This window comes from Endozoicomonas sp. ONNA1 (assembly GCF_024606325.1).
In the GTDB taxonomy this organism is placed as follows: Bacteria; Pseudomonadota; Gammaproteobacteria; order Pseudomonadales; family Endozoicomonadaceae; genus Endozoicomonas_A.
Window position 1 is genome coordinate 1 of sequence record NZ_JAHHPN010000853.1, and the last position, 19308, is coordinate 19308.

At 37.6% G+C, this 19308-nt stretch carries 30 protein-coding genes; 3 read left to right on the forward strand and 27 right to left on the reverse strand.

The genetic code is table 11. From position 1 onward, the window contains the following. Nucleotides 1–355 precede the first annotated feature (355 nt). On the forward strand, nucleotides 356–592 hold the full coding sequence (locus KDK19_RS19965; RefSeq protein ID WP_257292718.1) for a hypothetical protein: 237 nt from the start codon (nucleotides 356–358) through the stop codon (nucleotides 590–592). A 17-nt stretch (nucleotides 593–609) separates the two neighbouring features. Here the strand turns inward: KDK19_RS19965 and KDK19_RS19970 are convergent, their stop codons facing one another. After that, on the reverse strand, nucleotides 610–939 hold the full coding sequence (locus KDK19_RS19970; protein ID WP_257292719.1) for a hypothetical protein: 330 nt from the start codon (nucleotides 937–939) through the stop codon (nucleotides 610–612). 113 nt (nucleotides 940–1052) lie between these two features. Between KDK19_RS19970 and KDK19_RS19975 the strand changes: the two genes are divergently transcribed. Continuing rightward, nucleotides 1053–2261, forward strand: a complete 1209-nt coding sequence (locus tag KDK19_RS19975) for a hypothetical protein (RefSeq protein ID WP_257292720.1) — start codon at nucleotides 1053–1055, stop codon at nucleotides 2259–2261. 36 nt (nucleotides 2262–2297) lie between these two features. Here the strand turns inward: KDK19_RS19975 and KDK19_RS19980 are convergent, their stop codons facing one another. From KDK19_RS19980 to KDK19_RS20030, 11 genes are all read right to left on the reverse strand, one after another. Then, a complete protein-coding gene (locus tag KDK19_RS19980) occupies nucleotides 2298–2591 on the reverse strand; it encodes a hypothetical protein (protein ID WP_257292721.1) in 294 nt (97 codons plus the stop codon). Between the two features lie 38 nt (nucleotides 2592–2629). Beyond that, nucleotides 2630–3091 carry a hypothetical protein gene (locus KDK19_RS19985; RefSeq protein ID WP_257292722.1) on the reverse strand — a complete coding sequence of 154 codons (462 nt, stop codon included), beginning with the start codon at nucleotides 3089–3091 and terminating at the stop codon, nucleotides 2630–2632. A 10-nt stretch (nucleotides 3092–3101) separates the two neighbouring features. Next, complete coding sequence (locus tag KDK19_RS19990; protein WP_257292723.1) at nucleotides 3102–3479, reverse strand: hypothetical protein; 378 nt, start codon at nucleotides 3477–3479, stop codon at nucleotides 3102–3104. 57 nt (nucleotides 3480–3536) lie between these two features. Further along, nucleotides 3537–4019 carry a hypothetical protein gene (locus tag KDK19_RS19995; protein ID WP_257292724.1) on the reverse strand — a complete coding sequence of 161 codons (483 nt, stop codon included), beginning with the start codon at nucleotides 4017–4019 and terminating at the stop codon, nucleotides 3537–3539. Between the two features lie 208 nt (nucleotides 4020–4227). Beyond that, entirely contained in the window at nucleotides 4228–4755 is a 528-nt protein-coding gene (locus tag KDK19_RS20000; RefSeq protein WP_257292725.1) for a hypothetical protein, read from the reverse strand. A gap of 2 nt (nucleotides 4756–4757) precedes the next feature. Next, nucleotides 4758–5339: a hypothetical protein gene (locus KDK19_RS20005; RefSeq protein WP_257292726.1), complete on the reverse strand. Its 582-nt coding sequence runs from the start codon at nucleotides 5337–5339 to the stop codon at nucleotides 4758–4760. Between the two features lie 45 nt (nucleotides 5340–5384). Then, nucleotides 5385–5681, reverse strand: a complete 297-nt coding sequence (locus KDK19_RS20010) for a hypothetical protein (protein ID WP_257292727.1) — start codon at nucleotides 5679–5681, stop codon at nucleotides 5385–5387. Beyond that, a complete protein-coding gene (locus tag KDK19_RS20015; RefSeq protein ID WP_257292728.1) occupies nucleotides 5665–5853 on the reverse strand; it encodes a hypothetical protein in 189 nt (62 codons plus the stop codon). The genes KDK19_RS20010 and KDK19_RS20015 overlap by 17 nt, the downstream gene beginning before the upstream one ends. Nucleotides 5854–6247: 394 nt before the next feature. Then, the gene (locus tag KDK19_RS20020; RefSeq protein ID WP_257292729.1) at nucleotides 6248–6874 is read right to left on the reverse strand and encodes a hypothetical protein; all 627 of its coding nucleotides are present in this window, start codon (nucleotides 6872–6874) and stop codon (nucleotides 6248–6250) included. 11 nt (nucleotides 6875–6885) lie between these two features. Next, nucleotides 6886–7113, reverse strand: a complete 228-nt coding sequence (locus KDK19_RS20025) for a hypothetical protein (RefSeq protein ID WP_257292730.1) — start codon at nucleotides 7111–7113, stop codon at nucleotides 6886–6888. 58 nt (nucleotides 7114–7171) lie between these two features. Beyond that, a complete protein-coding gene (locus KDK19_RS20030; RefSeq protein ID WP_257292731.1) occupies nucleotides 7172–9322 on the reverse strand; it encodes a hypothetical protein in 2151 nt (716 codons plus the stop codon). A gap of 76 nt (nucleotides 9323–9398) precedes the next feature. Between KDK19_RS20030 and KDK19_RS20035 the strand changes: the two genes are divergently transcribed. Continuing rightward, nucleotides 9399–9959 (forward strand): hypothetical protein, encoded by a 561-nt coding sequence (locus KDK19_RS20035; RefSeq protein ID WP_257292732.1) that lies wholly within the window; start codon nucleotides 9399–9401, stop codon nucleotides 9957–9959. Nucleotides 9960–10203: 244 nt separating this feature from the next. On the opposite strand, the gene KDK19_RS20040 is transcribed toward KDK19_RS20035, so the two are convergent. The 15 genes from KDK19_RS20040 to KDK19_RS20110 all read right to left on the reverse strand — a co-directional run. Then, nucleotides 10204–10818 (reverse strand): hypothetical protein, encoded by a 615-nt coding sequence (locus KDK19_RS20040; RefSeq protein WP_257292733.1) that lies wholly within the window; start codon nucleotides 10816–10818, stop codon nucleotides 10204–10206. A gap of 111 nt (nucleotides 10819–10929) precedes the next feature. After that, nucleotides 10930–11337 (reverse strand): DUF1353 domain-containing protein, encoded by a 408-nt coding sequence (locus KDK19_RS20045; protein ID WP_257292734.1) that lies wholly within the window; start codon nucleotides 11335–11337, stop codon nucleotides 10930–10932. A 67-nt stretch (nucleotides 11338–11404) separates the two neighbouring features. Continuing rightward, nucleotides 11405–12088 (reverse strand): hypothetical protein, encoded by a 684-nt coding sequence (locus KDK19_RS20050; RefSeq protein ID WP_257292735.1) that lies wholly within the window; start codon nucleotides 12086–12088, stop codon nucleotides 11405–11407. 15 nt (nucleotides 12089–12103) lie between these two features. Further along, nucleotides 12104–12445 carry a hypothetical protein gene (locus KDK19_RS20055; protein ID WP_257292736.1) on the reverse strand — a complete coding sequence of 114 codons (342 nt, stop codon included), beginning with the start codon at nucleotides 12443–12445 and terminating at the stop codon, nucleotides 12104–12106. Nucleotide 12446: 1 nt separating this feature from the next. Then, nucleotides 12447–12950, reverse strand: coding sequence for a hypothetical protein (locus tag KDK19_RS20060; RefSeq protein ID WP_257292737.1), 504 nt, complete (start codon nucleotides 12948–12950; stop codon nucleotides 12447–12449). A gap of 9 nt (nucleotides 12951–12959) precedes the next feature. Continuing rightward, entirely contained in the window at nucleotides 12960–13337 is a 378-nt protein-coding gene (locus tag KDK19_RS20065) for a hypothetical protein (protein ID WP_257292738.1), read from the reverse strand. Between the two features lie 18 nt (nucleotides 13338–13355). Next, a complete protein-coding gene (locus KDK19_RS20070; RefSeq protein ID WP_257292739.1) occupies nucleotides 13356–14024 on the reverse strand; it encodes a hypothetical protein in 669 nt (222 codons plus the stop codon). Between the two features lie 88 nt (nucleotides 14025–14112). Continuing rightward, entirely contained in the window at nucleotides 14113–15774 is a 1662-nt protein-coding gene (locus KDK19_RS20075; RefSeq protein ID WP_257292740.1) for a hypothetical protein, read from the reverse strand. Nucleotides 15775–15846: 72 nt separating this feature from the next. Next, nucleotides 15847–16425 carry a hypothetical protein gene (locus KDK19_RS20080; RefSeq protein WP_257292741.1) on the reverse strand — a complete coding sequence of 193 codons (579 nt, stop codon included), beginning with the start codon at nucleotides 16423–16425 and terminating at the stop codon, nucleotides 15847–15849. Between the two features lie 202 nt (nucleotides 16426–16627). Further along, a complete protein-coding gene (locus KDK19_RS20085) occupies nucleotides 16628–16906 on the reverse strand; it encodes a hypothetical protein (protein WP_257292742.1) in 279 nt (92 codons plus the stop codon). Nucleotides 16907–16972: 66 nt separating this feature from the next. After that, nucleotides 16973–17230, reverse strand: a complete 258-nt coding sequence (locus tag KDK19_RS20090) for a hypothetical protein (protein ID WP_257292743.1) — start codon at nucleotides 17228–17230, stop codon at nucleotides 16973–16975. A gap of 5 nt (nucleotides 17231–17235) precedes the next feature. Next, nucleotides 17236–17463, reverse strand: coding sequence for a hypothetical protein (locus KDK19_RS20095; protein WP_257292744.1), 228 nt, complete (start codon nucleotides 17461–17463; stop codon nucleotides 17236–17238). 122 nt (nucleotides 17464–17585) lie between these two features. After that, nucleotides 17586–17846: a hypothetical protein gene (locus KDK19_RS20100; RefSeq protein ID WP_257292745.1), complete on the reverse strand. Its 261-nt coding sequence runs from the start codon at nucleotides 17844–17846 to the stop codon at nucleotides 17586–17588. 5 nt (nucleotides 17847–17851) lie between these two features. Beyond that, nucleotides 17852–18121 (reverse strand): hypothetical protein, encoded by a 270-nt coding sequence (locus tag KDK19_RS20105; protein ID WP_257292746.1) that lies wholly within the window; start codon nucleotides 18119–18121, stop codon nucleotides 17852–17854. 108 nt (nucleotides 18122–18229) lie between these two features. After that, nucleotides 18230–19308: hypothetical protein (locus KDK19_RS20110; protein ID WP_257292747.1), on the reverse strand; the 1079-nt coding region annotated here is incomplete at its 5' end.

Here is a 19308-nt window from a genome sequence, read left to right on the forward strand (position 1 = left end):
TTCTTATACTTAATGGATAATATATCCATTCAAAAGAATTAGGGGTAAAAAGTTTTTATTTACAAACTTTCTATTTTTTGACCCCATTTTAGCCTAGCCAGACAAGGGTAAAAGCTAATATAAAAAACTGAAATGGCTACAGCCTTTTAGTACCAAGGGCTGTAGCGTTTTTCAAAAAAATAAATCTAGTTACAAAATACGCATGTACTTAAATGTTATTTTGTCAAAAAACTGCACCTACGGGCAATCGTGTAAAAAAATATATATCTACACCCCTAGTTTTTTAGAAATATTCACATATTTTTTGTAGGCAAAAAAAAAATAGGGCATTGATTAATTTAATAAGGAATCTAAAATGAAGACACTACCAAATAAGACCACACCAAATTTAACTGTAGAGTATTTCGAAATCCGCTGTGTTGTTGATAATGTCATTTATCCCGTGGACACTACCATTGCTAGTGAAGAGGTCGATTCTAAATATATCTTTCAGAATCGACCTCAGGGTGGCGGCTTTTTTATACGCTTTAGTGACGGCTCTGTTTCTTACTTAACCAGAGCAGCTGCTAAGCAGTTTTTAGGTGTTGCATAATAAAGCCCAGCAAAGCTTTATTGCTTTGCTGGGCTTACGCTGGGTCTATGAGTTTTTGGTTTAGGGGAAACTGTTAGTATAGCGTTATTAATGATAATATTCGTTTTACTCCATTTAGAGCCAGACATAGCCTGATTGTATATTTGAAATCCAGCTTTTTCAAAGCGAGCCAACGTTTTATCAGATGGCTTATTCTGATCATAAACCAAGGCTGACTCCAAATTTCTAATAATTGCTGGTGCGGCACCCTTAATGTAATCGGTGAGGTTTTTCTTTAACTCGGGTTCTTTGATCAACAGTTCTTCAACAATCTTTAGCTGTTGTATCGATAGCATTACTTTGCACAAAATAGTTTTCCTTTTATTTTAAGTTTGATAATTGCGTATTATCTTTTTGGTTATATAGGTTTACTATTTAATAGAACGGTATTTTATAGATTTCGTTTAGGGAACCCCTTGATATGGAAACTGTTAATAGTCTTTTTAAAATAATTACTAAAGATGTATCTGTTAACAAAGAACTGGTACAGTCTGTTAAGAAATTCGTGCGCACTTTAATTAATCGTAATGCTGAATCGATTGCTTTTTTTGGCGATGCGTTACTGGGTGTGTATCCCATAAGGTTTACTCGTGAAGATAGAGAATTGTGGTTTGATGAAATACTTAATATTGACGAGCTTGAGTTAGATAGAGGCGTTAAGTCTTTGCCTAATATTGATAACGCATTTAAAGTATCTTCTGATTCAGTCAACCTGAGCGTTATCTGGCTAGTACATGCTGCTCAGCACAGTAAACTATCCAGTAAAGATAAAGTTAATTTGCAAACCGACGCTCTCTTTCTCTTACACTATAAGTTCTTATCCTCATTACAAACACACTATTTTCGCTATCCAGCAGATAAGTCTGTAGCCTTGGCGACCTATGCCTCTTTATCTAAAAAGTTTGCTATCAAAGTCTATGGTAGCTGGTTTAAGTTAATACACGCTCGGTGTGAAGAGGTACTATCATCGCGTAGTATTCATCGCAAAACCATTGAACATTTGGGTCCTGACGATCGTGTGGTCTATATGGTTAATGATATCCAATCACGTATTCGTGAGGTAGTAAAAAAATTAGCCACTGAGTTTTATAAAGTGCGCGATCAAGATAAAGCCATTTTAACCAGCTCTAAATTATTTCAGGTTGAAGGGGAAACTCTTATACGTGATACAACTCATCAGTTTAGTAAATATCGTACTTATATTCATGGTATTGTCAGCGATAGAAGGAGTTTTATTCGCGATGATCTGGTTGCTATTATCACGAAAATAATGTATCGAATGCCAGAACGTTTTTTCCGTGAAGGGCTAGAGTATTTAAGTGATAATTATGGGTCAGCTCGTGAAAAAAGAATTGAACAAAGTATTACTGATGTCGTTATACATGCGTTTACCTTTGCACAATCAGAAGGTTTAAAACTAAATCAGCTAGCTACTATATTAACTAAACTCAGATCACTCTACATGGCCAGCCGTACCAGTGATCCTGAACTTATTAAAATCCGTGAGCAACTTGAGGCTATTGTTAAGGATGCTATAAGTTCAAGAAATATAAGTATTCATAGTTCTGTCAGAACAGCTGTTGCTTTGTATATCGTTTTAAGAACACTGGCTATGCATATGTATCGATAAAAAAAAAACTACACGCAATGCGTGTAGTTTTTTTGCTTAGCTAATCGCTTTAAAGCGATTAGCATATTCATTGTTGTTATTTAAATACAGCTGGTTAATAACAACTAATTCATCCACACAGGCCATGACTAGTATGTGCAATCCCATGTCACGATGGGATTGCATTTCATGGTACATCTCTAAATAATTTTCATATTTAATCAGTGTGTCTAAAATAACACGTTCAGACCATAGTTTAATATCATCCTCTGGCATAGCCAACATACCCTCAGCAAGTTTACCTTTGAGAGCATTTGGGAGTTCCTTTTGATAATATTCGATTGTACACATTGTATTGACCTTTTTTTTTTATATATCCTTATTTTTATTTAATGAAGTGTAACCGCGTAGTCGGATTCGATGTTTGTCGAAATCATCGTTAGGGTAGAGTCCATATTACCCATAATTACACTGTTAACATATTTCTCAACTGCCGACATATGATTAATGACCCAACCGACTATTAGATAAAAATTTACCTTAGATATAGTAGATAATTTAACGCATAAAGACATAAACGGATAGATTAATTCCATCTGACTATTAGCTATCTTTATTATACCTCTTATTAATAAACTCACCTCCTCTATTAACCGATCGGTTAATTTTTGCAATTGAAAAGCATCGGTAGCTATATCAATGATTAAAGACGAGTGGGCATTGACTAAGTAATCCACCTCACATTTAGCAAAATCCCATATCTCGGGATCTTTAGCGATATTATCTTTAAGAAAAAGACTAAACTCCAACTGACTTATAAGCTCTTGTTTGAATGTTTCTAGAGTTTCCATGGTGTTTACCTTAGTTAGCTAATGGTCTGTTAAAGAAGGACTCGGTTATCTCTTCCAAGGCAGTTACAATATCGCTGTGTGTGCTACTCTTAACCATTAAACACACCAAGCGATGTGCCCCTTTGCTATCACCATTGAGTTGAGCTATCAAAAAGGTAAACATCTCAGCCAGATACAAGGTTTCGGCTATTATTCTGGCCATGAGCAACTTCTTTAAAAGTTGGTCATTACTTATCCTTTGCGGGCAGACATTGAGAATGGAGTGCATGTGCTTGAGACAAAGTTCTTTTGTCTCAGATCCACTGTCCATATCGTGGTTGATTAAAGTGACGTTGAGCAAGCTTTTTAACATCTCTGACTGACTTCTTGGTATACTTATAGTTTTCATTATTTTTCCTTCTAAGATTAACGACACTTAATAAAAGCTGCGGTGTTACCGCAGCTTTTATTTAATGATTTTTAGCTTAGTACCTAATAACAAGCGTTTTAGATTTAATAATTCGTATTCAGTTAAACGTTCACCGGGCAAGCGAAGTTTAAAGCTATCGGGTGGATGAGGCGCTTGTAGCATACCTAGGATAATATTTTTTATTTGCGTTTTATTATCCAGAGAGTTTTTTATCATCCAACTGATTAACTCGTAGTACCTCTGTTTTCTTAATGGCCATCTGGGTCTCTCATCTATAATGCGGCCAACTTCTCTAAAAATTAAACACAAGGTTAGGCTTTTGTCTAATTGCTTATCTACCTTGGGGGTATAAGTAACCAGCCTGTGGTAAATAACAAAAGCATGAGCTTCAACTATGGCGCTGTACTCATCTTTTAAATCGTCAGGACTATGTTTGGCTAACTCCTGCAAACTAGTATACAATGACACGATATTAGACGATACTACCTCCGATATGTGTGCATGATAATGAAGTTCCATGATTGCGGTTCCTCGATGGTATCATAGATTATACCATTTAAAGGCTTCACTAACCTTTAGTATTTAGGTTTGAACCTTATTATGTATTTCCGCCTTTGTTGCTTGTCCAACAGAATATACACTATACAAACCAAAATAATAACAGTAAGGCCCAGGGTGCAAATAAAGATATTCCTCGGCATATTAAACATCGCTTTACACAACCACTTCATTGAATTACTCTTAAGTTGGTTTTCTTAGGAAACAACGCGCTAACGGCTTTAATCTCTTTTGTAAATACAGTTTTAGCTTTAGTTAGCAATTTGACATTTTCAGGTGGCTTGGGATGTCTCATTAGTAGTAAGGCCAGATCTTGAGTGGTGTACTTATAGTTATCTTTGACTTTAGCCTCCCACACTCGACCAATAACCCGCCAATATTTTTCCATTTCATTGCTGATACCCACCTTTTTAATATCGCAATAACGTTTGTAGGTTAGTGTTATTACCACATAGTCATCATTATCAAAGTCTAATGGATTGGTGAAACCTTGCAAACAGTCAGCTAAGACATTTAATAAACACACTATTGTCAATACAATATTAGCCTGTGGCCTTAAGCCAATTCCATTGTAGGTATCCACGTTATAGGCTAAATCGACACTTATATAAACGTTGGCAAAGTTATCTTCTACCCAAGCTAAAACAGCTTCCTTTTGTTTGCTATCGCTCAGTATTGCTTCAAATTCTTCTCTCATTATTACCTCTTTGGTAGTTCATTCCAGATAATACGCTTTGCTTTCTCCTTATCGGTACCTGGGTTAAATTTAAGATCGTAACGCTTATCAAAAATTAATTGACCACATTGGTATTGTCTGGCTACTTTATTATCTCGTTTGATAGTTACGCGCAAAGTATGCTTTAGTGAGTGATATTTTGCTAACTTATCGGCATAACTAGCGGTTTTACAGTAAAAGGTGATATAATCCATACACCCCTCTACAGGTACTTTGATATGCCAGAGTTGGGTTTCCCTCAACCAATCAATGTAACACTCTGGTTTAACACGTTTTTCCTTTACACAACGTTCATAGGGGAGAGGGAGTGGTTTAACGTCCTGCGCGTCTTTAAAGCACCTTGTTAATATTATTGGGTTATGGGGTTGATGTTCATCTTTGCGAATTAAAAATATTGTACACTCAGGCCATTGTTTTGACAGCCGCCTAGCTGAATCCTTAGCCAAATTAAAGGGGAGGGGCTGACTGTGCTTTGTACCGATATTGTTAAAAATATTATCCATAAAAACAGCCATTATTTCATAGGTAAAATGTTTATCAATCATACAAAACCTTTAAAAAATAAGTAGGGGTTTACACCCCTACACTATTTAGCCGTAGACATATTTCCCTTTACTGGTATAAATAATACCTGATAACCAGCCGAAGGAATCAGTTTCTCCAGGACCAATTTTAAACCCCAGTTTCTCTAACACCGCCATGGAGAACCCATTTGGCTTCCCTTGCTTTATAAGCACCTCATGGGCCAGTGTATTTAGCCCTGGGTATAGCTTATCAACAGTATCCTCGTTTCGCAGCCATAAATTACGATCATCGACAAAACGATCGTCAGCCTCTAGCGCCTTGAGCTGTTCAGCCAACTCTTTCAATTTATCTTTGCTGTCCACCACTCACCTCTCTGACTTTAAAGTGGATGGGCAATCTGCCCGTTCTAAGTTGTAACAAGATGCCGGTAATACTTTTGTTATTCGGCGTTCTTTGAATCTCAATGATCTCTATACCGAGTTCACTTAGCTCCATAGCACACCTCTTATTAATACCACCATCTCTGGTTACCATACACGGATATAGCTCTTTTAACTCAGGATATATTGCGTGCACTTCCGATATACTGACTGTCTTATCAGATTGGTTTGCATCTCCAATGCAACGATTCCAGTTCAATGCATTTAGATAGCTAATAAATTCATCCCTGCGAGCTGCTGAAGTTGAAGGCATCTTATTGTCCCTTTTCCAACCGATTAATTATCTAAGCCCGTGACGCTGTAGTACCCGATAAGGCACATAACGCCTGTATCTAACATCCTGTTAGGGAGTAACATCCTCTACCCCCCTGGTACACTCGATGTGTGTTAACCTCCACACATACATCTGGTAAGTAGTTGAATGACACAACGCACGACATTCACTTGTGATCATTCCATCGATCGGTAGTTCATCCTTAAAATCAAAATCAGAGCATTGAAGCTATATATCGACCCACCATGGTCTCAATAATAACTGCTGCAATGGTGCCGTCTTCCTGCTTATCGGCTACTCTGACTAAAAATCCTTGTTTTTTTAAGGCATCACAACTTAGCTTGCGAAGCTTTTTGTTCTCTACCAGCACTTTGGAAAATTCTTCCAATCGAGGGTGGAGACCGTCAATCCCTTCTTTAACATAGTCAGTGTCACAGGTTGTGATTCGACTATCAGATACTACCTCTTCCAAAGTCCATAAAAGCTTATCCAGCATCTTTTTATTGGCTGAGTCTAGAGAGTGCGACTTTCTCTTGGAGACCCGTTTCTTAAAGGGCTGTGGGTGTCTGTACAACCCAACAGGTGTATTAAGACACAACCAATATTTTCCACCACGGTATTCAATGGAAGCAAAAATATTGTAACTTTTAAGCGGCGATTCTACCTGCTGTGGTATATTACAGTTGTTATCGACAAGTACACTTGCGTAGTACTCTAATACTGGATTGGCTCGCAGTACAAGATTGCTGTCGATGGGATCGCCCATGTAACTCCGGTACCTATGAACGTTATTGGGTGAAAAAATCTCGACAAGGGTGTGAATGATCGGATTTATATCCATAGCTTTTTCCCTTATGAATTTATAGTATCCAGATTTTTGTAAAATTTAACCGACTCCAAGGCAGCTGCCTTGTAAATCTCCAACAGGTTATTGGCCTGTTCCCTGGTTAAATTATCTGGTAGTTTACCCAGCATTCTGGGAAGTCTTTCCTTTTCCTTCTCTAGAAACCGCCTGTGTAAGCGGTGTTCATTTTCGTTAATCCATTGGATGATTGCTTCGCGAACCTGTTGTTTAGACATGGGAATATCCTTGCTATTATTATTCGAATTCCCATGGGTTATATAGACTTAAAACTTTTTAGAAACGACCGTTATAAGACAGTTTATTTTTGCGATAATGTGTCTTATTGCGACGTTTAAGTCTTTCTTCTTTTGCTGACTTGATCAAAGTATCCATATTAATTACTTCTTGACCACGCTTCATTAACTCTCTGGTAACAGTTTTAAGTCTTGATTCAAGTTTTGCTTGTTTTAAACCATCGTCACAATTAGATAAATCTTCATGAATAATTTCAAGTTCCTTGCGCCACTGGGCGATTAGTTTTTTCTCTTCAACGACTTTTGCATCCACCTCTTTACCGTCTTCTGTGACCATAGACATCATAATGGCCGTATCTATCCCGTAATAGTTAAGGTTACGCCCGTGAATCAGTAACCAATGGTTTAATAGCCAGCCAATAACCATATCGTCGTGACCGCTGTTAATATGGTCAATACGACCATTCTTGATAACTAAACCGCGTATCTCTTCTGATAACCGTTTATCATATACCAAATGTCCAGAACGTTTAGCAGCCTGTTGAAGTACGGTTCGCCCATAGAGTACATCACGACTGGCAGAACCTGTGTAAAATCCAAAATCTTTTTTAAATTGAGTATAAAAGTTTTGATCTCTCTGGGCTAAGGGTTTTTGTATAGCACGCCAATCCTCTTTACGATCTTCCTTCTCATCAACCACCTTGTTAAAGATCCTTTTAAAGGGATCAATGCCGTGTTTAGGCAATTCGATAAGCAATACATCAATAATTCCTTGTGCCCGGTTACGCTCCATAACCAAGGTTACGTTATCATAGCGAATTAAAAAAGCCGCCAGCCAAAGTGAAAATTGAAAAAGGTTAGTTTCATTAATGTTTGCTGTTGCTGTTAATCTGAGATCCTTTACATTCATCAAAATAAAACTTATCGCATCACGACCAATAGCATCTGATGTGTCACTGCCAAGCACAAACTGACTAGTCTCCATATAGGTTTCAATATGATCCTCTGGTACAAACCAGTTAAGCAGGTAGCCTTCATTATAGAAATTTTCATATAAGGGTGGTGTTACTGCATTAAGAATGCGTTCGTTAAGCTCAATTGATAAAGGTGATTTTTGTGTACCTGAGGTCCACTTATTGAAGAAATCACGATCTATCTCATCTGGGGTGCCGCCAGCATTGGCAATGGCCTCAAGCAACCAAGCATCGCTATAGCCAAGTTGTCTATGGCTAAAAGTACCATTAATAATAACCCGCTCACCATGACACTGTTTACGAACACGTTTTTTAAGCTCAGACTGATCCTTTGAATCTAAAAAACTTTCAGACCATATAGCGGCGTTAGAGAAAATTTTGTACATATACTTACCATCGCGGTCATCCTTTTTACCCGCCGTGGTGGTAAAAATATTGCCATAAAAACCATTATTTTTTTCAGCTGATTCTCTGGCAGCTGTGCCTGCTGCCAGAGCTGCTGGTAAAGTAGCCCCGATGTTTGAGATAAAGGGTGATTCGTCAATATGAAAAATAGGTGCTGTTAGTCCACGTCCTATATTCCTTGCTGAAGTTTCTGATTTTTGCGACACTGAAGTATTATAAGAATTCTTACGACTAGTGTAGGTTAACTTAACTTGGTTATCGGCATCTTTAACATCTTTGTAATACAAATATTGGGGTAAACCATTTCGTATACCTTTTAAGCGCTCGATATTTTTCAGACGCAATTCGTTGTCTTTAGTAATAAGCTGGATGTGGGTATTATAGCCTGAAAGATACTGCACTGTAGCTGTTACTGAATCAGTTGAGACACTCTTACCCGTTTGTCGAGGTTGAATTAACAAAACATCAATATGGTTAAAAAAACACCAAAACAAACACATGTTTCCTCGATTAGCAATCAATGGTATCGGATCACCACCGCCTGCTGAGGGTATTCTGATGACTTCTCTTAATGCATACCAAGGATTGTGGTTACACTCAACTGAGATCATGTATTTAATCTCATCAGATAAATCACTTGCGTGTGGATCTATACCCTGAAGTTCCTTTTGCATTAATGATAAGGGGAAAGCCCAATTCTTTACCCTCATTTCTTTATACATAGTAGCAATGCGCAAAAAGCTATAATTTTTTGTTTGGGTATCAATTATAGCACTGTTATATTTAGCCCAATCATCATTAAATAGAATCATATCTAAAGTCTTTTAATTATTCTAAGTATATAATTACACAGACGACAACCTTATGAACCAATGCAGAAGGTGCACTATGGATACAATAAAAACAATCTATTTTGATATGGATGGTGTTTTGTGTGATTTCGATCGTGGTTTTAAAAACATGTTCGGTGTTACCCCCTTACAAGTTAAACAGCAAAGCAGACATTTTTCAACTTACTGGCAGCATATGGTGCAGTGTAATTTCTTTGCTGAGCTTGAACCTTTGGCTGTGGGTTTGGATTTAATGGATGCGATAGTAGCTCTGGCGTATAATAAACCAGCCGGTGAGGTGAGTCATGATGATGTTATATCAAAAGTTCCAGTATTTAACATTGAATTGCTCACCTCTATAGGTTACTCGCAGACTGATGAAGTCTTGGCACAAAAGCAAAGTTGGGTTGATCGCTATTTAACGGATTATCAACTGAAGGTTCGCTTTGTATTTGAAAAAACTGAAAAGCGTATGTTTGCTAATAAAAATAGTTTTTTAATAAATGATAATGTTAGTGTTTGCAAGATATTCAAAGCAGCTGGCGGCAATATGGCGACTTTAACAAAAGACAATTCAACGACGATTATTAGTGAGGTAGCTAAGTTTGTCGAAAAATAAACACTATTATATGCTACTCAAGTATCATTAATCCAAAAGAATACTCTTTTGTTAAATTAACGGTAGCTGGATGTTCATCTGCCAGAACTCCAGTGTTTAGTTCTTGATGGGTCTCTCAGTTCATCAGACTGGCTTGAGTAGCTCCTCTGACTGATATGCTTTTCTTGTGAAGCACTTAACAGGGTGGCTTTGGCCACCCTGTCTTTTTTACGAAAAAAAAAAAGTGCCCGAGGGCACCCTTTTTTTAAGCACTGAGAAACTTGCGCCACTCATTGAGCAAGCCTAACTGTCTGGCTTGCTCTTCAAGCTCTTCCTCACGCGCTTTTCCGACTTTATACACGCTAAGGCAATCGCTGTAAGCGTAGTACTTATCAAAACACTCCATTTTCCTGAGGAAGGTTTTTTGCTCCTCAGTGTAATGGGGAGTATCTTCCAGGACACTCTTCTTTACACTGAGGTTAGAGATCTCATTATCGTTATAGCTCTCAATTCGCTTGTGGAAATCGATCCACACGCTCAACCTGTGCTGGTTGGAGGGGCTTAGCTTACGCATGTAGACGTCTTGGATATCTTCATATCCCTCGATGTCGAAATGGGCCAGCCAGTAGGCTATAAGGATATTGACAAAAGCCACACGCCTTAGGCGTTCACCTATATCTTGAGGGGTGGATTTGAGAATTTCCTCAAATTCCAAAACGCATTCCTCAAGATTATCGAACTCGCTCTCGTCATTATACTCGCTAAGAGCGATAATATCACTCTTAGGAATCTGACTTATTCTAGAGATGGAATCCGAAAGGTTTCCATTTTTTACGGCTAATTGACTTACAACAGCCGTTGTGAATTCAATATTTTTCATAATAATCACTTTTTTGGTTGATTCAGTTAACTATGTACTTACTTAATATATAGCTGAAATTAATTTAAAATGTAATAAAGGGCTGGGATTCGATCCCAGCCCTTTATTACATTAATTAAGATTAGTATAATCTCCACCCCAGCCTACAACCCAGCGATAGAGTTTGGCCATTTTAAAATTACAATCACTCAACATTTTTAAGAAAAGATCATCGGCTTGAGTTTTACTTATGGGATTATCATCCGCCCATTGATACAAAGCATCATGTACTAAACTGGCATAATAGGTTTTAGGCTTATTAGTGGTATTATCAATAATACCCTCAGGTGTGCCCAGATAAAATAAATCAAAAAAGTTAAATAATTTCGGAGTACAACCATCCCAAGCATAACCTTTTTTAATAAACAAAAGGCCATTGCTCTCCAAACGCATCCATGGATTACTAAAACTGTAACCTACTAAATCGGTATAAATTGTGAAGTCTTTTTCTAATACGTAAATCCATTGTTTTGTTTTCATGCTCAGCTCTTAATCAACTAGGGGTTGCATAGAATAAAAAAGTCCTGACTTAAGTCAGGACTTTTAATTAGCTTACTTTTGAAAGCAGATTAATAAGTAACCTTTGATTAAAGGAAACTTCTATTGTTATATTAAACTTCCCATCGCCACCGACGTTAGTCGTTAATGGACCGCCAGCGTAGATAAAATGAACATTAATACCCAAACCTGCAAAAAGATCAATAACGAACCGGTTGAATACCTCTGGTTTCTCACTATGAAGCGTTTTAACTTCAGCACGACAGAGTGATTCAAACTGCTCTAGTTCCTTTTGCAGTGTTTCATTAGTTACTAGCTCCCAATCAATGTTATCCATTGCTTCGTCATCAAGGTGAGTTAGTGGACATTGTTCTTTAAGGCGCATGATAAGGTTATGGGCTAGCTTTTGATGTGCCTCAAGTTCACCATCGAAGTGGAATGGGATAAAGCCAATGGGGGTAGTAAATAAAAGGGTTGATCCACTGGGGTAGCGTATCAATTTCATTTCCATCTCAGCCCACACCTCAGGTGGTAGTTCTATACACTTGTCCAACTGAGTCATTGCGATTGCATAATAATCGTAGTACACCAAATGTTTTTCTTCATCAGGAAGAGGTAAACACTGGCTTGGATCGGCCACATCCAATAGAGAGACATCGTCTATATAAACACTGCTAGCCAGATTAGTTAACGCTCTATCCAGCTCTTCAATATCGGGTTGTTTATCTGCCATTTTATCGTCCTTTTGCTATTTGTCTTTATTAAGCTTAACAGGTATGGAGCCAAAAGGCGTGCGTAAACACAATCGCCTGTGTCTTTTGGGATCATTAGTGTAAAATAGATTGATCCGGCCTTCCATAAAACCTGTATCAGGTATAGGTTTGGTTAGATGCCAGTCTCTTATTATCCTGGCTATATCAAGATGTAATTCTACTAAAGTATCATCTTGCCAAGAATCTACCCATAGTAATTCACCTTTCTTAAATAGCTTACGCTGGCTGACTGACATGGTTTTATATTTAAACTCAAGTGTTTTAAGCAAGCGCTTGAGTTTAAACTTTAGAGTTATTATTTTTTTGTGATTATCCATTTTATCTTTCAATAGTTATTTTTTTAGGTTTAATGGGGAGGATATTAACTTTATTATGTTTAGCCTCTATACCCAGTGTTGCCAGTACCAAAGTTTCAATTGGACTCCATGTCGGTTTGCTTTGAATATTTAGCCAATTTTCTAACATGAATACAGCATCTTTCATTGCGAGTGTATCTAATTCATGTGTGCTGTTTTTAAGTACTCTAAGAAAGCTATTAAATCGTTTGGCCTCAATAGTCTTTTTAATAACCGGCAAATAGCCAGAGCGAGTTACTATAATTAAGCTATGACCCACAACAGCTAAAGCTTTTGAATAAACAGTTTTATGCTTTATCTTTTTAGCTATAGCGCTTGAGTGTTTGGCTAACTCAAGATAATCGCGACCTAACTCTGTGATATTATCCGGAAAAATATGCCACTTAGTACTAACTACATGACAGGTGGCATCAATTTTTTTAGCAAGTTCAATGGCAGCCGTATTAATGTCTTTCTCAGTTCTCATTGATAATCCTTACTTATCAATTGCTATTTGGACTTCAACCACACCCCTTTGGGTGTTACAACAAAGGTAACGTTTTGGTTTATGTGAATCTTTGGTGTATGAAAATGAGTTGGGTAATTTTGGTTCCATTTTCAAAATGGTGTACAAAACAGTATTACTTAAAAACAAACCACCGTTTGGAATGGGGGTATATCGAAAAACTTCTACCATGGCATTACTAACTTCAGCCAATAACTGGTTGGCTGGATCATCCTTATCCAGCATAACGGGTTGATCAATAAGACTGCGAGTTCTTTTTTGCTCCTCAAAGTCAAGTTCATTGAAAGTTTCATTAAATCGTTTAACAGCTTCGATCAATTTATTTTTATTACTATCGTGATCAAACATAAAAGTCCTTTTATTTAGCTAGTGATGTTTATTGTAGTTTTCAGATATTCTTATTTCAATAATAGCTGTTTCAAATAAGTTCCAAAAACTATCTGAAAAAAGTTTTTCCACTTTGATTAAAGGGTAGCTATCTGTCATTAGACGGATAAACTCGTGTGTGCTTATATTGTGCTTTTCAAAGGCACGCTCACATAAATGACATAAAACCAATATCCTTTCATAACCTTCTACCGTTTTAATTGATTTGTCAATATTAAGTCCTAGAAATTCTAACTCTTTACCTCCGTGTTGGTTAAGGCAATTAAGAGGTTCACTAATCTCATAAACTCTATTGGAGTGATTATTGTTTTGTTGTAACTGCTCAAGTGTTATTAGATTAGCCATTATTGCAACCGCTATATACTCTCCTGTATTAGCGAATTTTTTGACGGAATTAACGTCAATCAGTAATGCATAGGTATTTGTTTTGGTCTGCTTTGCAATCATTATATTTGATTCATGATAGAAAAAATGTTTATCCAGATCTGGACTCAATTTGGATCTATCATACAAAGCAACATCAACTGTTTTTATAAGTAGATTAGCAAAGTTTATACAAGGTTGTAAACAAAACTTAAATAGCTCAACATACTCCACTTTGTTAAGGTGCGGGTCCATTTCTGGATTATCGAAGTAATACAAACTCATCGATTAACTCTCTTGGTGAATTCATCAAAGTAATATAGGTTGGAAATATTTTATAACCAACATAAAGGGTGGGGCAAGCCCCACCCTTTTAAATGCCCGCTACCACACCTGCTTCACTACTCATAGGACCTACTGCAAGATATAGATCTCTGGCCTCGGTTCTAAGTATATAATGAATCTCAATGGTATCGTCTTCAATAATTGCTTTAGGGAATGCCAGTGGATTATCAAAACTGTCAATGGGGTAATCTACTGAAACATCATCGTACTTGATTTTAAAGTGCGTTGGAATAGGCGGAGCATTCTCACCTTCAACATCAAACAGTGGGTAGAGTGATCGGTAATGTTTGTCCAACCATTCATCTACTGTAGCTATCCCATTGCTAATATCAAAATAGATCAGACCGTCTTTAGGCTCGTACACGGCTTTAGTTTCAATGCCATAGACTTCACCAGAGCCAACATTGTAACGTAGCGTCCAATGTGGTTTACTGGCCTCCAGTGGCGTCATTAGACTGATTTCATAAGTTTGTATATGGCGATAAGGCGCAAAGTCAACATCCACATCAGAAAGATTAATGGCTACAGTAAGGCGTTGTATCTCGCCATAGTTATTGGGATCAAAGGCTATACCATCCAAGGTCCCTTTATCAACCAGCGCTGTAACTTCATCAATGCGGGTACGATCAAGGTTAAGCATGTAATAACGCAAATCCCAGCGAACCCTGAGCGCATCCCAAAAAGGAATAACAAAGAGTTTAACACTGTAAGTGCCCGTAGGGGCCAGGGTGGTCAGCTTATAAGTCTCACTCACCACAGTAGCGCCAACATCATCGGTATCAACACTTACTTCATCTGAACCTAAGTGATAAGACAATACTAGCGGTATGGTTTGTCCTGCTTGTGAGGCAACAAAACCTTCCAAACCATGCAGACGAGTTTTCTGATTATCAATAGGCACTTCTCTGACAAAACCATCGGCATATTGAATCTGTGCTTGCAGACTCAAAGAACCAACTGGTAGATTAACCGGTATTTCAACCAGACCAGAGTTTTGTTCTGAGATAAACGGTGAGAGTAAACGTACCCCTGTGATGCGAGCTACTTCCGCTTGAGAGTTACGAATAAAAGAAGTGTTACGTGCTAACAATGGCGTGATGCTCACAGCAGCGCCAACGTCATTATAAACCACACAGGTAATGACCTCACCATCCTCCAAAGACTTAGTGGTCTTAGCTACCATAGGCGATTTAATAGCACGGTTATTAAGGGTATCATCAGCCACTAGCTCAAGAGGTATCTTGTGACTTACAAGCTCTCCTGAGTTATTATAGACTTGCGAGATAATCTCACCCTTGGCACTTATATCGGTACCTTTAAAGAGTATGGCATGATCGTTCTCACTACCATAAATCTTAAGCTTTTTATCAACAGCAATAGTCGCTGGCTCAACTTTATCATTAATGTAAAGTCTAAAGGCTTCAGAGGGCTGCCCCGGCACTAAGCCTAATAGTTTATCCTGATCACTTAACTCAGGAACTTCTTTGGGTGGATTCCACTCTACCCAAGTAGACTCTCCGGTAATAGGGTCAGTTTGAATCACCCTGTGAATTCCGGTTTCCCAAGACCAGACCATATCATTGACGTTAGGGACATAACTACCCTCACCCTCAGGTCCTGTATAGATTTCATTGATTAGCCATACCCGAAATCCACGATTAGGATCATAGATAGGCACTTTAGTAGACATAGGTTATATCCCCCAATAACAGATTGTTCATAAAATGCAAAAAAAAAAGACGCTCATTGAGCGTCTTTAGTTTTAAGCAGTTGCTTTTGCTTTCGCAAAAGCTTCCCTATAAAATTTAAGGTATGTGTCGTCTATACCCAGTTTATGGGCAAATCTGAATATGTCGTTTGACATATATCCCATAAAACCTTCGTCGTGGACCATGTCTTGTGAGACATATTTAACGAGCTCTCTAAACGGAGCTTCACCACGGGTTAACCTATGGTGAAGAAGGTATAGAGCTGTCAGACACGTTACTCTGAAGCTATACTCAGATTTTAGCATCTCATCGTAATCGCTGATGCCACACCAAGCTTTGAGCACCTTAAGAAACTGGGCTTTATGCCCAGTTTTATTTATATTCCTAAGCATAGGCTTAATGGCCTCCGCTCTCACTGGCCAACTTCTTTCGTCTTTATTGTACTGGTACCTAGCTATGGCAACACATGTCGCCACCCCAAACTCGTGTTTGCTGCAAGAGTTAGCAAAACTGTTGTTGATAGTTAAAGTTGGATTAATGAGCTCATCAAAGCTGATCTTTGATATTGTGTTATCCACTACAATATCAAAGTTACAAAAGATGATTTCATCAATGTTATTATATGTTTTCATATTCACTCTCCTAAGTTTATTTAATTAACTATTCGCTTATCTAATATGTATCTGAAATTAATTTAAAACGTTTTTTTAACCCATACACTAATGGCTACTCCATTAAGTGGATACCAATCGGTTTCCATGATTTGTTTGAATGTCCAAGGATACTTATTGGGGAAACTATCGTATAAAAAAGGAGGGCTTACCCCTCCCTTTATTAAATGTTAGATATTCGATTTAATAATGCCATTTGCTCTTCATAAAACTTTTGATTTTTTGCGCGTTCTTCTTCAATGGCATCTCTATACTTGGGGTTTTGGGGTCGATTACGTTTAATAACATCTTCTAGCATAAACAGAGTACGTGTTAATCGTTTATGTATGTTAGGATACTCATCTGGATCAGTATCGTTAAGTTGCGTTCTAATATCAGCATATACCTCAGATAAACGGGGTTCAAGTTCGCAGACTGATTCTGAATTAACTACGGTAGACATAATAAACCTCACAAAAAAAGAGGGAGGGCTAGACCCCCATAATTACATACAAAATGATTTTATGAGTCAGATTATAGCCATAAGTATTTTACTATTAACCTTAAGTTTCATTGCCATTACATCAAGCTCCCTAAGGAAAATTTCATCTTCTTTAGGATCGTGTGGTTTAAATTCTTCGATCCAGCTATGCATGTATTGTATATGTTGTTTTAAATCCTCATAGGCGCTTGGATATCTCAGTGGATCAAGTTCTTTAAGTTGAGCTTCACATTTAGCCATATGTTTAGCTACTTTTGGGTCAATTTCAGCAGTAAATGAATTCATAGTCATTACCTCTTAGACAACTTTTCTATTATGCTGTTTTGTAGCGTTAAGTAATCATGAATGTTATTTATACTTCCCTTAAATCTATCTTGCTTTTCTTTTAGAGACGATATTATCTCGATTATTTCTTTTACCTGTAGGCTGGTAGATATCTCTAAACCATCTATTCTACCCTTTAATATTTGGTTTTCCTTCTCCAAATCATCCAATCTTTCAAGTATACTTTTAAACATTAAAACTACCTTTTAGCTTAAAAAAAAAAGTATGTAGCCAAGGTAGGTTTTAGCATTAAAGTCTCTAACCAAATAATAGTTATTACGTATAAAAAATTACATTGCCAAAAAATAAGGGGAGGCTAAACCTCCATCTCAATCGCCATTTTTTCTACTATCTCATTAAGAGGTTTAAGATCTAATTTGTCTTTGGGGTTTAGTTTATTAAAATCTTCTAAAACACTTTTAATGAGCGCTTTGGTTGCTTTGTTATAGTCATCAATTTCATCTTTATTAAATGTTATTATCGCTTCTCTTGACTTGAGTGGTTTTTCGCGATTTTTAGCCAAAAGAACATTACATTCGTTAATTTTAGCTAAATGTTTATCAAACAGACTGATCATAGTTGTTACCTCTTTAACATTAAATACCCATGTAATTTTACGATATAAATACGCAGATCAGCTATGCTTTTATTCTGATTTATCTGTCCCTTACTTATTACATTCAATTGCTTTATAATTTTATCTTGCTCATTATCTAAAACAGATACCCGTTTACTTAACTCACCCTGCTCTTTAATCAAAGCCAATAGCGTTTCAATTATCCCGCTAATAATTTGATTTCGTTTATTAAGCGTCTCTTCAAGCGCAGCCAGTTGTTCTGATACTTTATCCATTAAATCTCTATTTACCTCTTATTTAATGACTTTGCTACCAATAGTTAGCCAATCTAAATAAAAAATTACATTGCCAAAAAATAAGGGGAGGGCTTAGCCCTCCCCTTATTAAGTCCTTTGACCAATCTGTAAAAAGTGAGTCAAATCAACATTACCCTTAAGATACAACTGACTGAGCCTCTCAAGTATAGAATACTCTCTGGCTGAGACGGTTATAACTTCAGTGTAAATATGTGGGTGAACAGCAACAAAACCAAAATCCAAATCCCACCTGGCTGGATCACGATCCAGTAAATAATGGTATCTTTGCGTGATAAGCTCAAGGTTATCATCGGTAATACGATCTTCAGAGACTAACCACAAGCCATTAATAAAGTCATGTAGTATGCGATTGATAAACGGGCTGTAGACATTGTACTTACCCGGTATCACGGGTGGATAACCAGGATCAGTCTGGGGCAGTCGCACACTGAGATAATTAGCTACCTCCTGATCAATAGCACGATCAACATCCTGCTCAACTGGTAGCTCAGGTATCACCACACCTCTAAGTGGCGTGTACACTGGATATAAGCTATAGGGTGTACCTTCGGCTATCTCACTGGGCGCGCCAACATCCCCTGAGTTCTCAGCAAATCCCAGCTCCTCCCGTCGAATCACACGACCGCCCACCACACAACGCATTACCTTATCATCACGAAGATCATAGCGGTGATTAAAACTCAAAGTACCATGCTTAACATAATGGGGACCCTCTGGTTTTAAATTATCTAGCCACTCACTTTGAAAACCATGGATCAATACACGCACTGACTGGGTTTCACTATTGTGATCAATCCACTCCTTATTAGTAATGGTAATGGTAGGCAAATCAATAGAATAATCCAAACCTTCAATTAAAGCCCGATCATTTAACCAGACCTCAGTGGATGCCATAGGTAGAGTATGCTTTAACCAAACCGGTTGTTCCCCCAAAGGTGAGACATCCACTTCAATATCAAAATCCATTACCCCGTCTATGTGTTCAACAGCATACTCCCGTGTGAACGTTTTGTCATCGCCAAGCACAATGCGATGATAATCATCACCGCTGGCACGCCAAGTCATCAGATTATTAACCACATAGTACTGACCACCATTAGTGACATCTATCCAGTCTTCTTGAGCAGGTAACTGCCCCTCCACCT

Coding starts and splice junctions, on each gene's coding strand:
- KDK19_RS20065 (WP_257292738.1), bottom strand. CDS start 13,337: ATGTTTGATCACGATAGTAATAAAAATAAATTGATCGAAGCTGTTAAA.
- KDK19_RS20090 (WP_257292743.1), bottom strand. CDS start 17,230: ATGAATTCATTTACTGCTGAAATTGACCCAAAAGTAGCTAAACATATG.
- KDK19_RS20085 (WP_257292742.1), bottom strand. CDS start 16,906: ATGTCTACCGTAGTTAATTCAGAATCAGTCTGCGAACTTGAACCCCGT.
- KDK19_RS20055 (WP_257292736.1), bottom strand. CDS start 12,445: ATGGATAATCACAAAAAAATAATAACTCTAAAGTTTAAACTCAAGCGC.
- KDK19_RS20000 (WP_257292725.1), bottom strand. CDS start 4,755: ATGAGAGAAGAATTTGAAGCAATACTGAGCGATAGCAAACAAAAGGAA.
- KDK19_RS20105 (WP_257292746.1), bottom strand. CDS start 18,121: ATGGATAAAGTATCAGAACAACTGGCTGCGCTTGAAGAGACGCTTAAT.
- KDK19_RS20095 (WP_257292744.1), bottom strand. CDS start 17,463: ATGTTTAAAAGTATACTTGAAAGATTGGATGATTTGGAGAAGGAAAAC.
- KDK19_RS20005 (WP_257292726.1), bottom strand. CDS start 5,339: ATGATTGATAAACATTTTACCTATGAAATAATGGCTGTTTTTATGGAT.
- KDK19_RS20040 (WP_257292733.1), bottom strand. CDS start 10,818: ATGAAAAATATTGAATTCACAACGGCTGTTGTAAGTCAATTAGCCGTA.
- KDK19_RS20025 (WP_257292730.1), bottom strand. CDS start 7,113: ATGTCTAAACAACAGGTTCGCGAAGCAATCATCCAATGGATTAACGAA.
- KDK19_RS20060 (WP_257292737.1), bottom strand. CDS start 12,950: ATGAGAACTGAGAAAGACATTAATACGGCTGCCATTGAACTTGCTAAA.
- KDK19_RS20080 (WP_257292741.1), bottom strand. CDS start 16,425: ATGAAAACATATAATAACATTGATGAAATCATCTTTTGTAACTTTGAT.
- KDK19_RS19975 (WP_257292720.1), top strand. CDS start 1,053: ATGGAAACTGTTAATAGTCTTTTTAAAATAATTACTAAAGATGTATCT.
- KDK19_RS20020 (WP_257292729.1), bottom strand. CDS start 6,874: ATGGATATAAATCCGATCATTCACACCCTTGTCGAGATTTTTTCACCC.
- KDK19_RS20070 (WP_257292739.1), bottom strand. CDS start 14,024: ATGAGTTTGTATTACTTCGATAATCCAGAAATGGACCCGCACCTTAAC.
- KDK19_RS20100 (WP_257292745.1), bottom strand. CDS start 17,846: ATGATCAGTCTGTTTGATAAACATTTAGCTAAAATTAACGAATGTAAT.
- KDK19_RS19980 (WP_257292721.1), bottom strand. CDS start 2,591: ATGTGTACAATCGAATATTATCAAAAGGAACTCCCAAATGCTCTCAAA.
- KDK19_RS20035 (WP_257292732.1), top strand. CDS start 9,399: ATGGATACAATAAAAACAATCTATTTTGATATGGATGGTGTTTTGTGT.
- KDK19_RS19965 (WP_257292718.1), top strand. CDS start 356: ATGAAGACACTACCAAATAAGACCACACCAAATTTAACTGTAGAGTAT.
- KDK19_RS20015 (WP_257292728.1), bottom strand. CDS start 5,853: ATGGTAACCAGAGATGGTGGTATTAATAAGAGGTGTGCTATGGAGCTA.
- KDK19_RS19995 (WP_257292724.1), bottom strand. CDS start 4,019: ATGGAACTTCATTATCATGCACACATATCGGAGGTAGTATCGTCTAAT.
- KDK19_RS20075 (WP_257292740.1), bottom strand. CDS start 15,774: ATGTCTACTAAAGTGCCTATCTATGATCCTAATCGTGGATTTCGGGTA.
- KDK19_RS20045 (WP_257292734.1), bottom strand. CDS start 11,337: ATGAAAACAAAACAATGGATTTACGTATTAGAAAAAGACTTCACAATT.
- KDK19_RS20050 (WP_257292735.1), bottom strand. CDS start 12,088: ATGGCAGATAAACAACCCGATATTGAAGAGCTGGATAGAGCGTTAACT.
- KDK19_RS20030 (WP_257292731.1), bottom strand. CDS start 9,322: ATGATTCTATTTAATGATGATTGGGCTAAATATAACAGTGCTATAATT.
- KDK19_RS19990 (WP_257292723.1), bottom strand. CDS start 3,479: ATGAAAACTATAAGTATACCAAGAAGTCAGTCAGAGATGTTAAAAAGC.
- KDK19_RS19985 (WP_257292722.1), bottom strand. CDS start 3,091: ATGGAAACTCTAGAAACATTCAAACAAGAGCTTATAAGTCAGTTGGAG.